This window comes from Nonomuraea sp. ATR24 (genome assembly GCF_041950485.1).
Classification (GTDB): Bacteria; Actinomycetota; Actinomycetes; order Streptosporangiales; family Streptosporangiaceae; genus Nonomuraea; species Nonomuraea ceibae.
In genome coordinates, this window is the sequence record NZ_JBGNUU010000003.1 from 324,412 (window position 1) to 337,275 (window position 12,864).

Genomic DNA, 12,864 nt, shown 5'->3' on the forward strand with positions numbered 1-12,864 from the left:
ATTCCCCCCTTGCTGTGATGCTGTTACCCCGCGTGACCTTCCGTAATCGTTCCTGGTGGCTGGGGGAGGGAGGCTCGGCCGGCGCGTTCCGACAGGGTGCGGAAGGCGGCCAGGAGCTCGGGCGGGCCGTCGACGTGGAAGTCGGCGTCGAGCATGAGGATGTGCAGCGCGAGCCGCATCGGCGTGTCGCCGCCCGCGTGGACCGCGCAGGCGTGGTCGCCGCGCGGCTCGACGGCGACGGACGGGGGCAGCAGGGCGCGGACGACGGCGACGGGCGCGTGCACGGTGACGGTCGCGCGGTGCCGCATGAGCGCCGTGTCGACGCCCTGCGGCACCACGTCCGCCGGCGGCGCGGCGCGCGGGGTGAAGCGGGGGCCGTGCGGGGTGCGTACCGTCATCCGGTCGACCCGGAAGGTGCGCCAGCCGGCGCGGTGCACGTCCCAGGCGATCAGGTACCAGCGCCGTCCGGTGTGGACGAGCTTGTACGGTTCGACGTCGCGGACGCGTCCGTCACCGGTGTGGGTGCGGTAGTCGAACCGGAGCCGGTGCCGGTCGCGGCAGGCGGCGGCGACGGCCGTCAGCGTGCCGGTGGCGACGGGCGTGCCGGGCGGCCGGAGCGACACGGTGTGCCGGTGCAGCGCCTGGACGCGGTGGCGCAGGCGGGCGGGGAGTACCTGTTCGAGCTTGACCAGGGCGCGCAGCGCGGTCTCCTCGAACGCCCCGGCGGTGCGCAGCGCGACGGCGACGGCGACGGCCTCCTCGTCGTCGAGCAGCAGCGGCGGCAGCTTGGCGCCCGCGCCGAGCCGGTAGCCGCCGGCGACGCCGGGCGCGGCGTGCACCGGGTAGCCGAGGCTGCGCAGTTTGCCGATGTCGTAGCGGACGGTGCGCGGGCTGACCTCCAGCCGTTCGGCCAGCTCGGCGCCGGTCCAGTCGGCCCTGGCCTGGAGCAGTGAGAGCAGGCGCAGCAGCCGCGCGGAGGTTCCCAGCATGCCCGCATTCAATCCAGGCAAGGACTTTGCCACAAGGGCTGCGACGGTGGGGTCATGAGCGAAGAGATCAGGGACTTCCGCATCGACATCCCCCAGGCGGACCTGGACGACCTGCGCGAGCGGCTGGGCCGGGCCCGGCTGCCGGTGCAGACGCCGGGGGCGGGGCCGGAGCGCGGCCTGCCGGTCGCCGCGCTGGCGGAGCTGGCCGAGCACTGGGCCACGGCCTACGACTGGCGCCTGCACGAGAAGCGGCTCAACGCCCTTCCGCAGTACGTCACCACGATCGACGGCCAGGTCATCCACTTCCTGCACGTCCGCTCGCCGGAGCCGGACGCCACGCCGCTGGTCCTGACGCACGGCTGGCCGGGCTCGGTGGTGGAGTTCCTGGACGTGATCGGCCCGCTGACCGACCCGAGGGCGCACGGCGGCGACCCGGCCGACGCCTTCCACCTGGTCGTCCCGTCGCTGCCGGGGTTCGGCTTCTCCGCGCCGCTGGCCGGCCCGGGCTGGACGCTGGAGCGGATCGCCCGCGCCTGGGCCACGCTGATGGCCAGGCTCGGCTACGACCGCTACGGCGCGCAGGGCGGCGACTGGGGGTCGGGCGTGTCGCGGGAGCTGGGCCGGGTCGACGCCGGGCGCGTGATCGGCGTGCACGTGAACTACCTCATGACCTTCCCCCACGGCGACCCGGCGGAGCAGGCCGAGCTCGGCGAGGAGGACCAAGCCAGGCTGGCCGGGCTGGAGCGCTTCACGGGCGAGCTGGGCGGCTACCTGGCGATCCAGTCGACCCGGCCGCAGACGCTCGCGTTCGGGCTGGCCGACTCGCCGGTGGGGCAGCTCGCCTGGATCGCGGAGAAGTTCGCCGAGTGGACCGAGAACGGCGTGGACCGCGACCGGCTGCTCACGAACGTGTCGCTCTACTGGCTGACGAACACGGCCGACTCGGCGGCGCAGATCTACTGGGAGTTCGCGCACGCGTGGAGCATGCCGGAGCGCTCGCCGACGCCGACGGGCGTGGCGGTGTTCGCCCACGACTACGTCAAGCCGGTCCGCGCGCTGGCCGAGCGGACCGACACGATCGTGCACTGGTCGGAGTTCGCGCACGGCGGGCACTTCGCCGCGCTGGAGCAGCCGCAGGCGCTCACCGAGGACGTGCGGGCCTTCTTCCGGGCCCTGCGGGGCTGATTACCAGCATGTTTCCGGCGTGACGCATATGTATTGCGTGTTGCCCGGGTGAGTCACATGTAACCGGCGCACAGCCACGGACCGTCCATGTGCGTAACGCCGGGTTCCTACGTTCGACCTCACCAGAACGTAGGAGGAACGATGACGCGCTGGATCGCCGAGTGGCATCCCGACGACGCGGCCTTCTGGCAGCACACGGGCCGGAAGGTCGCCCGCCGGAACCTCGTCTTCTCGATCCTGGCCGAGCATCTCGGCTTCACCGTCTGGACGCTCTGGAGCATCGTGGCCGCCCGGATGGGCGCCTACGACTTCTCGACCGACCAGCTCTTCTGGCTCGTGGCGGTGCCGAACCTGGTCGGCTCGGCGCTGCGGGTGCCGTACACGTTCGGACCGGCCAGGTTCGGCGGGCGCAACTTCACGGTGGCGAGCGCGCTGCTGCTGATCGTCCCGGCGGTGCTGCTCGGCGTGGCGGTGAGCAGCCCGGACACCCCGTACTGGGCGTTCCTGGCCATCGCGGCCGTCGCCGGCGTCGGCGGCGGGAACTTCGCCTCCAGCATGGCCAACATCACCTACTTCTACCCGCGCGCCCGCCAGGGCGTGGCGCTCGGGCTGAACGCGGCGGGCGGCAACATCGGCGTCAGCTCGGTGCAGCTCGTGATGCCGCTGGTGATCGGGGCGTTCGGGCTGGCGGCGGCGGGCTGGTTCTGGGTGCCGTTCATCGTGGTGGCCGCCGGCTGCGCCTACTTCTTCATGGACAACCTGTCCAGCGCCAAGGCGAGCCCGCGCGAGCAGCTCGCGGTGGCGGGCCGCGCCCAGACGTGGATCCTGTCGTTCCTGTACGTGGGCACGTTCGGCTCGTTCATCGGCTACGCGACGGCGTTCCCGCTGCTGAGCATGAGCCTGTTCCCGGACGCGCCGTGGGCGGCGGTGGCGTTCGCCGGGCCGCTGGCCGGGTCGCTGATCAGGCCGGTGGGCGGCTGGCTGGCCGACCGGCTCGGCGGCGCGCCGGTCACCCTGTGGAACTTCGCCGCCATGGGCGCGGGCGTCGTGCTCGTCTGGCTCGCCTCGGCGTCCGGCGGCTTCTGGCCGTTCTTCCTCGCCTTCCAGGTTCTCTTCCTGACGGCCGGGATCGGGAACGGGTCCACGTACCGGATGATCCCGGCCATCTTCCAGGCCAAGGCGGTCGCCGAGCGCGGCACCGGCGAGGAGGCGCTGCTGCACGGCAGACGGCAGGCGTCGGCGGCCATCGGGATCATCTCCGCGGTCGGCGCGCTCGGCGGGTTCCTCATCAACCGGGCGTTCGGCATGTCGTTCGCCGCGACGGGCAGCCCGGCGGTGGCGTTCGCCGCGTTCGGCGCCTTCTACGCCGCCTGCTTCGCGCTGACCTGGTGGTGCTACACGCGCACCGTCGGCGTGACCCGGATCGCCTCCCTCGCCCATGCGCGGGTGTGAGCGATGACCACCGTCGACACCCACTGCCCGTACTGCGCCCTGCAGTGCGGGATGGCGATCGGCGCCGAGGGGACCGAGATCACGATCACCCCCCGGGCCGACGTCCCGGCCAACGCCGGCGGCGCGCTCTGCCAGAAGGGCTGGACCGCCGCCGAGCTCCTCACCAACGGTGAGCGGCTGACCGGCCCGCTCCTGCACGGGAACCCGGTGTCCTGGGAGGAGGCGCTCGACCACGTGGCGGCGCGCCTCATCGCTCTCAGGGACGAGCACGGCCCCGACGCCGTGGCCGTGTTCGGCGGGGGCGGGCTCACCAACGAGAAGGCGTACCTGCTCGGCAAGCTCGCCCGGGTCGCGCTCGGCACCAGCCAGATCGACTACAACGGCCGCTTCTGCATGTCGTCGGCCGCCGCCGCGTCGATCCGCGCGTTCGGCATGGACCGGGGGATGCCGTTCCCCGTCACCGACCTGGCCGGGGCCGACGTGGTGCTGCTGGCGGGCGCGAACCCGGCCGAGACGATGCCGCCGTTCGTGCGCCACCTGGAGGGCGCGCGGCTCGTGGTGATCGACCCGCGCCGCACCGCGACCGCCCGGCTGGCCTGGCTGCACCTGCGGCCCGCGCCCGGCACCGACCTGGCGCTCGCGCTCGGCCTGCTGCACCTGGCCGTGGCCGAGGACCTGGTCGACGCCTCGTACGTGGCCGGGCGCACGACCGGGTTCGAGGCCGTGCGCACCTCGCTGGCCTCCTGGTGGCCCGAGCGGGTCGAGCGCGTCACCGGCGTGCCGGTCCAGCGCATGCGCGAGGCCGTGCGCGCGCTGGCGTTCGCGAGGAACGCGTACGTGCTCACCGGGCGCGGCGCCGAGCAGCACGCCAAGGGCACCGACACCGTGAGCGCGTTCGTCAACCTGGCGCTCGCGCTCGGCCTGCCCGGCAGGCCCGGCTCCGGGTACGGGTGCCTCACCGGGCAGGGCAACGGCCAGGGCGGCCGCGAGCACGGGCAGAAGGCCGACCAGCTCCCCGGCTACCGCAGGATCGACGACCCGGCGGCGCGCGAGCACGTCGCGGGCGTGTGGGGGGTGCGGCCGGAGGACCTGCCGGGGCCGGGACGGTCGGCGTACGAGCTGCTGGACGCGCTGGGGACGCCCGGCGGGCCGCGCGCGATGCTGCTGTTCGGCTCCAACCCCGTCGTGTCCGCGCCGGATTCGTCCAGGATCGCCGCCCGGCTGCGGGCGCTGGACCTGCTCGTCGTCTGCGACGTGGTGATGTCGGAGACGGCGGCGCTGGCCGACGTGGTGCTCCCGGTCACCCAGTGGGCCGAGGAGACCGGCACGATGACGAACCTCGAAGGCCGCGTCCTGCTGCGCCGCCGGGCGCTCGCGCCGCCGCCCGGCGTCCGCGGCGACCTGGAGGTGATCGCCGGGCTGGCCCGCCGGCTCGGCCACGACTTCGCCGACGACCCCGCCGAGGTGTTCGAGGAGCTGCGCCGCGCCAGCGCCGGCGGCACGGCCGACTACGCGGGCATCACCTACGAGCGGATCGCCGGCGAGACCGGCGTGTTCTGGCCCTGCCCGGAGCCGGGGCACGCCGGAACGCCCCGGCCGTTCCTGGACTCCTTCCCCACGCCCGACGGCCGGGCCAGGTTCGTGCCCGTCGAGCACCGGCCCCCGGCCGAGGAGGTCGACGACGACTACCCCGTCCATCTGACGACGGGCCGCGTGCTCGCCCACTACCAGAGCGGCGCGCAGACCCGCAGGATCGCCTCCCTGACCGCCGCCTCGCCGCACCCGTACGTGGAGCTCCACCCCGACCTGGCCGAACGGCTGGCGATCGAGGCGGGCGACCTGGTGCGGGTGACCAGCAGGCGCGGCACGGACGAGGCGGTGGCCAGGATCAGCGACGCGATCAGGAGCGACACCGTGTTCATGCCCTTTCACTGGGAGGGGGCGAACCGGTTGACCAACCCCGCGCTCGACCCCGCGTCCCGGATGCCGGAGTTCAAGGTCTGCGCCGTACGGGTGGAGCGGGTCTCATGAGGCTCGTCGTGGTCGGCAACGGCATGGCCGGCTCCCGGCTGGTCGGCGAGGTCCGGGCGCGCGACCCGCGGATGACGATCACCGTGTTCGGCGCCGAGCCCGGCCGCCCCTACAACCGCGTGCTGCTGTCGAACGTGCTCGCCGGCAAGGCCAGGCCCGAACAGCTCGGCCTGCACGACCTGTCCTGGTACGCCGCCAACCGGGTCGAGGCCGTGCTCGGCGGCGAGGTCGCCTGGATCGACCGGGAGGCCCGCGCCGTGCACACCACCGACGGCCGCCGCGAGCCGTACGACCTGCTCGTGCTCGCCACCGGCAGCGAGGCGATCGTGCCGCCGATCCCCGGCGTGGCGCGGGCCGTCCCGTTCCGCACGCTCGACGACTGCGAGCGCATCCTCAAGGCCGCCGAGCACAGCCGCCGCGCCGTCGTCGTCGGCGGCGGGCTGCTCGGCGTCGAGGCCGCCCGCGGGCTGGCCGGGCGCGGCCTGCCCGTGACGCTGCTGCACCTGGCCGGCCATCTGATGGAACGCCAGCTCGACGCCGAGGCCGGGCTGCTGCTCGGCGAGACGCTGGCCGGGCTCGGCGTCGAGACCCGCACCGGCGTGTCCGCCGCGTCCGTCGAGGAGACGGGCGTCCGGCTGGCCGGCGGCGAGCTCGTCGAGGGCGACCTGGTCGTGCTCGCCTGCGGCGTCCGCCCGCTGACCGCGCTCGCCGCCGAGGCCGGGCTGGAGGTGCGGCGCGGCGTCGTCGTGGACGACGAGCTGCGCACCGACGACCCGTCGATCTTCGCGATCGGCGAGTGCGCCGAGCACGACGGCACCGTGTACGGGCTGGTCGCGCCCGCCTGGGAGCAGGCGTCCGTGGCCGCCGACGTGATCACCGGGGGCAAGGCGCGCTACCGGGGCTCGCGCCTGGTCACCCGGCTCAAGGCGAGCAGCGTTGAGCTGGCCGCCATGGGCGAGACCCAGCTCACCGACGAGCACGCCGAGGTGGTCCGCTTCAGCCACCGCGCCAGGGGCACCTACCGCAAGCTCGTCATCCGCGACGACCGCCTGGTCGGGGCGATCCTGCTGGGCGACAGCGACGCCGTCGGCACGCTCACCCAGCTCTTCGACCGCGGCGGGCCGGTGCCCGGTGACCGGGCCGGCCTGCTGTTCCCCGGGCTGTCGGCCGCGCCGGTCGCCGACAGCCCGGTGCTCATGCCCGACGCGGCCAAGGTGTGCCAGTGCAACAACGTGACCAAGGGCCAGATCAGGGCCTGCTGGGAGGCGGGCGCCAGGGACGTGGCCGGGGTGGCCGCCGCCACCCGCGCCACGACCGGCTGCGGCACCTGCCGTGACGCCGTCGCGGGCATCGTCGGCTGGCTGTGCGAACAGGAAGGGGTCTCCGCATGAAGAAGATCGTCGTGGCCGGGTTCGGCCCGGCAGCACACCGGCTCGTGGAGGCGCTGCTCCAGCGCGGCTTCGACGGGCGCGTCACGGTCATCGGGGAGGAGCCCCGCCCGGCCTACGACCGGGTGGCGCTGACCTCGTACCTGTCGGGCGTGAGCGCCGAGGACCTCGCCTACCCGGTGCCGTCCGGGGCGGTGACCAGGCTGAACAGCCGCGTCACCGGCATCGACCGGCAGGCCCGCGTGGTCACGGTCGAGGGCGGCGAGCCGGAGCCGTACGACGTGCTCGTGCTCGCCACCGGGTCGGCGCCGTTCGTGCCGCCGGTGCCGGGGGCCGGGCACGCCTTCGTCTACCGCACGATCGACGACCTGGACGCGATCCGGCTGGCCGCCAAGGAGGCCGCTGACGGCGTCGTCGTCGGCGGCGGGCTGCTCGGCCTGGAGGCGGCCGACGCGCTGCGCTCCCTCGGCCTGCGCACCCACATCGTCGAGATGAGCCCGTGGCTCATGCCCCGCCAGGTCGACGAGGGCGGCGGCTCGGTGCTCAGGTCGCACATCGAACGGCTCGGGCTGAGCGTGCACGCCGGCTCGGGCGTCCAGGAGATCGTCACCGACGACCGGGGCCGGGTGGCCGGCCTGCGCACGCCCGGCGGCACGCTGATCGAGGCCCAGGTCGTCGTCTTCTCCGCCGGCATCAGGCCGCGCGACGAGCTGGCCAGGGCCTGCGGGCTGGAGGTGGGGGAGCGCGGCGGCGTCGTCGTCGACCCCGGCATGCGCACCTCCGACCCGTCGATCTACGCCATCGGCGAGTGCGCGCTGGCCGGCGGCATGGTGTACGGGCTCGTCGGGCCGTGCTTCACCATGGCCGAGGTCGCCGCCGACCGGATCATGGGCGGCGACGGCACGTTCGACGGCGCCGACCTGTCCACCAAGCTCAAGCTGCTCGGCGTCGAGGTCGCCCAGTTCGGCGCCATGACCGGGGCGCTCGACGTCACCTACATGGACCCGGTCGCCGGCGTCTACAAGAAGCTGTTCATCAGCGACGACGCCCGGACCCTGCTCGGCGGCATCTGCGTCGGCGACGCCGCCCCGTACACCTCGCTGCGCTCGTTCGTCGGCAAGCCGCTGCCCGCGCCGCCGTCCGACCTGCTGTTCACCGGCGGCGGCGCGAACCTCGACCTGCCCGACGACGCCCAGGTGTGCTCGTGCAACAACGTCAGCGCGGGCGAGGTGCGCGCCGCCGTCACCGACCGGGGCTGCGCCGACGTGCCCGCGCTCAAGGCGTGCACCCGCGCCGGCACCACCTGCGGAAGCTGCGTGCCCATGCTCAAGCAGCTCCTGGAGAAGTCCGGCGTCGAGGTCAGCAAGAACCTGTGCGAGCACTTCGCCCACTCCCGCGCCGAGCTGTTCGACATCGTCCGGGTGCGCGGCATCACCACGTTCTCCGAGCTCATCGCCCAGCACGGGCAGGGCCGGGGCTGCGACATCTGCAAGCCGGCCGTCGCCTCCATCCTCGCCTCCCTGCACAACGGGCACGTCCTCGACGGCGAGCGCGCCGCGCTCCAGGACACCAACGACCACTTCCTCGCCAACATCCAGAAGAACGGCACGTACTCGGTCGTCCCGCGCATCCCCGGCGGCGAGATCACCCCGGACAAGCTCATCGTCATCGGCGAGGTCGCCCGCGACTTCGGCCTCTACACGAAGATCACCGGCGGGCAGCGGATCGACCTGCTCGGCGCCCGCGTCGAACAGCTTCCGGAGATCTGGCGGCGGCTCGTCGAGGCCGGGTTCGAGTCCGGCCACGCCTACGGCAAGGCGCTGCGCACGGTCAAGTCGTGCGTCGGCTCCACCTGGTGCCGCTACGGCGTGCAGGACTCCGTCGGCCTGGCCATCGCGCTGGAGCTGCGCTACCGGGGCCTGCGCTCGCCGCACAAGCTGAAGTCGGCGGTCTCCGGCTGCGCCCGCGAGTGCGCCGAGGCCCGCTCCAAGGACTTCGGGATCATCGCCACCGAACAGGGCTGGAACCTGTACGTCGGCGGCAACGGCGGCTTCAAGCCCCGCCACGCCGACCTGCTCGCCGGCGACCTCACCACCGACGAGCTCATCAGGACCATCGACCGGTTCCTCATGTTCTACATCCGCACCGCCGACCGGCTGCAACGCACCTCCGCCTGGCTGGAGTCGCTCGACGGCGGCCTCGGCTACCTGCGCTCGGTGATCGTCGATGACGCGCTCGGCATCTGCGCCGACCTCGACGCCCACATGGAGCGGCACGTCGCCACCTACGTCGACGAATGGCGGGCGACCCTGGACGATCCGGACAAGCTCTCCCGGTTCGTCAGCTTCGTCAACGCGCCGGGCGTGCCCGACCCGTCCATCGTGTTCGCCGCCGAGCGCGGCCAGATCAAGCCGGTGGTGACCCGATGACCTGGGTGGACGTCTGCGGCTACCAGAACCTGCTGCCCGAGCGCGGCGTGTGCGCGCTCGTCGGCGACCGCCAGGTGGCGCTCTTCCGCACCCACGACGGCTCCGTGCACGCGCTCGGCAACCTCGACCCGTTCAGCGGCGCGTACGTGCTCTCGCGCGGCATCGTCGGCACCAGGAAGGGCGAGCCGACCGTCGCCTCGCCGCTGCACAAACAGGTGTTCTCGCTGGTCACCGGACACTGCCTGGACGAGCCCGACATCGCCGTGCCCGTCTACCACGTCCGGCTCGACGGCGACCTCGTGCAGGTGGCCGTGAGCGTTTAACGGGTGGAGCCCCGGGCATTCAGCTGGCATTCACGTGCTGGAACTCGGGGGAGGTGCGGATGCCGGCGTTCGACGCCTCCGCTTACGGCCGCGGCATCGCCGACATCTACGACGCCACCGTACGCGGCCTGCCCACGGACCAAGCTGTCGACCTGCTTCACGAGCTCGCCGACGGCGGGCCGGTGCTGGAGTTCGGCATCGGCACCGGCCGGCTGGCCCTGCCGCTGGCCGCCCGCGGCCTGGAGGTCGCGGGCATCGACGGCTCGGCGGAGATGGTCGAGGTGCTGCGCGGCAAGCCCGGCGGCGACCGCGTGCCCGTCACGATCGGCGACTTCTCCACGGCCACCGCCGACGGCTCCTACGCGCTCGTCGTGCTCGCCGCCAACACCGTCTACGCGCTGCCGTCGCAGGACGCCCAGGTCGCCTGCTTCCGCAACGCCGCCGCCCACCTGCGGCCCGGCGGCAGGTTCGTAATCGAGGCGTGGGTGCCCGATCCGGCCGCCTTCCGCGACGGCAGCGCGCTGCGGCTGCTGTTGATGACCGAGGACGCCGTCGTCGCCGAGGCGGCCGTGCTCTCCCCGGCCGGGCAGCACATGCACACCACCCGCATCCGGCTGACCGCCGAAGGGGTGCGCCTGCTGCCCGCCAACCACCGCTACGCCTGGCCCGCCGAGCTCGACCTGATGGCCCGGCTGGCCTCGATGGAGCGCGAGCATCGCTGGTCGGACTGGGCGCGCACCCCGTTCGGCGACGACAGCCGCGCGCACGTGTCCGTCTACCGCCGGAGTGCCTGATGCGCCTGCCTGCCGCCCGGGGCCCGATCAGCGACCAGCTCTTCTCCTGCCTCACCGGGCCGCCCGGGGAGCTCGGGGAGCTCGGCCCGCTGGAGCCGGGCGCGCTGCCGCTCGGCGACGACGACCTGCAGCTCGCCCTGTTCGCCTGCTACGAGCTGCACTACCAGGGCTTCGACGACGTGGACGAGCGCTGGGAGTGGGAGCCGTCGCTGCTGCGGGCCCGCGCCGCCCTGGAGCGCGGCTTCGAGGACGCGCTCGCCCGCGCCGTGCCGCGCCCCGCCCCGGTCGAGCCGCGCCACGTGCGGCGGGCGCTCACCGCGCTGGCCGTCGCCGACGAGGGCCCGCCGCTGTCGCAGCACCTGCAGCGCACGGCCGACCTCGCCCAGTTCCGCGAGTTCGCCGTCCACCGCTCGATCTACCACCTGAAGGAGGCCGACCCGCACACCTGGGCCATCCCGCGCCTCCAGGGCGGGGCCAAGGCGGCGCTGGTCGAGATCCAGGCCGACGAGTACGGCGGCGGACGCCGCGAGCGCATGCACTCCGAGCTGTTCCGCGCCACCCTGCGCGGCCTCGGCCTCGACGACTCCTACCTCGCGCACCTCGGCCGCGTCCCCGGCATCACGCTGGCGATCTCCAACGCGATGTCGCTGTTCGGCCTGCACCGGCGGCTGCGCGGCGCGCTCGCCGGCCACCTGGCAGCCCTGGAGATGACCTCCTCGCTGCCCAACCGCCGCTACGCCACCGGCCTGCGCCGCCTCGGCGGCGACGCCACCGCCACCCGCTTCTACGAGGAGCACGTCCAGGCCGACGCGGTGCACGAGCAGATCGCCGCCAACGACCTGTGCGGCGGGCTCGCCGCCGCACAGCCGTCGCTCACCGGCGACATCCTGTACGGGGCCGCATGCGCGCTCACCCTCGAACGCCTGTGGGCCGAGCACGTCATGGACTGCTGGGAGCGCGGCGTCTCGTCACTGGCCGAGCTGGAGACGGCCGTCGCGAGCCCGTGATGGACCTCGACTACGTGCTGCCGCTGCGGTGGGAGGACGACGCCGGGCTGGACGAGCTCACCGCCTACCTGACCGGCCTGGCCCGGCACGCCCGCGTGATCGTCGTCGACGGCAGCCCGGCCGCCCTGTTCGACCGGCACGCCCGCCGCTGGCGCGGCCTCGTCACCCACGTGCCTCCCGACCCCGAGCTCGGCTACGCCAACGGCAAGGTCACCGGCGTCACCACCGGCGTGCGCCTGGCCCGCGCCGCGCACGTGGTCATCGCCGACGACGACGTACGCTACGACCCGGCGGGGCTCGCCAGGATGCGGGAGCTGCTCGCCGGGGCCGACCTGGTGCGCCCGCAGAACTACTTCTCCCCGCTGCCCTGGCACGCCCGCTGGGACACCGCCCGCAGCCTGCTCAACCGGGCGTTCGGCGCCGACTACCCGGGCACCCTCGGCGTCCGGCGCGACTTCTTCCTGGGCATGGGCGGCTACGACGGCGACGTGCTGTTCGAGAACCTGGAGCTGATCCGGACCGTCCGGGCGCGCGGCGGGCGGGTGGTCTCCGCCCCCGGCCTCTACGTGCGCCGCCTGCCCTGCCAGGCGCGGCGCTTCTGGTCGCAGCGGGTCCGGCAGGCCTACGACGACCTCGCGCAGCCGTGGCGGATGGCGGCGTTCCTGGCGGTGGCGCCGGGCGTGGCCGTCGCGATCGCCCGCCGCCGTCCCGCCGCGCTGGCCGGGGCCGCCGCCGTCACCGTGGCGGTCGCCGAGCTGGGCCGCCGCCGCTGCGGCGGCCACCGGGTCTTCCCGGCGACGTCGTCGCTGTTCGCGCCCGTGTGGGTGGCCGAGCGGGGCGTCTGCAGCTGGCTCGCCCTGGCCGCCGCGCTCACCGGCGGCGTCCCGTACGCGGGGCGGCGGCTGCGCCGGTCAGCCAGCTCCGTCCGCAGGCTCCGCCTCCTGGCCGCTGGGGGCGCGGAAGCCGGCCGTCTTGTGTGAGCCGTCGCAGAACGGCTTGGCCGCCGAGCGGCCGCACCGGCACAGCGCGACGGTGGCCCGGCCGGGCGGGATGCGCTCGCCGTCCTGGGTCACCAGCGCGAACTCGCCACGAATGAGCAGCGGGCCGTCTTCACAGGGGGTCACCGTGACCGGTTCATCCGACATTCGCGTCAATTGCCCGAAATGGCACTTTTGAAACGATGTCAGAGGCGGAGGTCCGTCTCCGCGGGTGGGAAAACATGCGCGCCATGATGGGCGGGCGGGAGGACGCATCGCCGCCCCGAAT

Annotated in this window: 11 protein-coding genes; 9 read left to right on the forward strand and 2 right to left on the reverse strand. The window is 73.9% G+C overall.

The window, feature by feature from the left end:
* Positions 1-23 precede the first annotated feature (23 nt).
* A complete protein-coding gene (locus ACBI99_RS09145) occupies positions 24-989 on the reverse strand; it encodes a helix-turn-helix transcriptional regulator (RefSeq protein WP_375072079.1) in 966 nt (321 codons plus the stop codon).
* A gap of 54 nt (positions 990-1,043) precedes the next feature.
* Here ACBI99_RS09145 and ACBI99_RS09150 point away from each other — a divergent pair, with 54 nt between their 5' ends.
* From ACBI99_RS09150 to ACBI99_RS09190, 9 genes are all read left to right on the forward strand, one after another.
* Entirely contained in the window at positions 1,044-2,174 is a 1,131-nt protein-coding gene (locus ACBI99_RS09150; protein ID WP_375072080.1) for an epoxide hydrolase family protein, read from the forward strand.
* A 141-nt stretch (positions 2,175-2,315) separates the two neighbouring features.
* Positions 2,316-3,626 carry an MFS transporter gene (locus ACBI99_RS09155; RefSeq protein WP_219508269.1) on the forward strand — a complete coding sequence of 437 codons (1,311 nt, stop codon included), beginning with the start codon at positions 2,316-2,318 and terminating at the stop codon, positions 3,624-3,626.
* Between the two features lie 3 nt (positions 3,627-3,629).
* Positions 3,630-5,657 (forward strand): molybdopterin oxidoreductase family protein, encoded by a 2,028-nt coding sequence (locus ACBI99_RS09160; RefSeq protein WP_375072081.1) that lies wholly within the window; start codon positions 3,630-3,632, stop codon positions 5,655-5,657.
* Complete coding sequence (locus ACBI99_RS09165) at positions 5,654-7,048, forward strand: FAD-dependent oxidoreductase (protein WP_375072082.1); 1,395 nt, start codon at positions 5,654-5,656, stop codon at positions 7,046-7,048. Before ACBI99_RS09160 ends, ACBI99_RS09165 begins: the two co-directional genes overlap by 4 nt.
* A complete protein-coding gene (gene nirB / locus ACBI99_RS09170; protein ID WP_357587293.1) occupies positions 7,045-9,474 on the forward strand; it encodes a nitrite reductase large subunit NirB in 2,430 nt (809 codons plus the stop codon). Before ACBI99_RS09165 ends, nirB begins: the two co-directional genes overlap by 4 nt.
* The gene (nirD, locus tag ACBI99_RS09175; protein ID WP_219508273.1) at positions 9,471-9,797 is read left to right on the forward strand and encodes a nitrite reductase small subunit NirD; all 327 of its coding nucleotides are present in this window, start codon (positions 9,471-9,473) and stop codon (positions 9,795-9,797) included. Before nirB ends, nirD begins: the two co-directional genes overlap by 4 nt.
* Before the next feature lie 59 nt (positions 9,798-9,856).
* Complete coding sequence (locus ACBI99_RS09180; protein WP_375072083.1) at positions 9,857-10,591, forward strand: class I SAM-dependent DNA methyltransferase; 735 nt, start codon at positions 9,857-9,859, stop codon at positions 10,589-10,591.
* Positions 10,591-11,598 carry an iron-containing redox enzyme family protein gene (locus tag ACBI99_RS09185; RefSeq protein WP_219508275.1) on the forward strand — a complete coding sequence of 336 codons (1,008 nt, stop codon included), beginning with the start codon at positions 10,591-10,593 and terminating at the stop codon, positions 11,596-11,598. The genes ACBI99_RS09180 and ACBI99_RS09185 overlap by 1 nt, the downstream gene beginning before the upstream one ends.
* A complete protein-coding gene (locus tag ACBI99_RS09190) occupies positions 11,598-12,578 on the forward strand; it encodes a glycosyltransferase (protein ID WP_375072084.1) in 981 nt (326 codons plus the stop codon). Before ACBI99_RS09185 ends, ACBI99_RS09190 begins: the two co-directional genes overlap by 1 nt.
* On the opposite strand, the gene ACBI99_RS09195 is transcribed toward ACBI99_RS09190, so the two are convergent.
* Positions 12,510-12,851 (reverse strand): CDGSH iron-sulfur domain-containing protein, encoded by a 342-nt coding sequence (locus ACBI99_RS09195; protein ID WP_372455381.1) that lies wholly within the window; start codon positions 12,849-12,851, stop codon positions 12,510-12,512. The two genes, ACBI99_RS09190 and ACBI99_RS09195, sit on opposite strands and share 69 nt — an antisense overlap.
* Positions 12,852-12,864 lie beyond the last annotated feature (13 nt).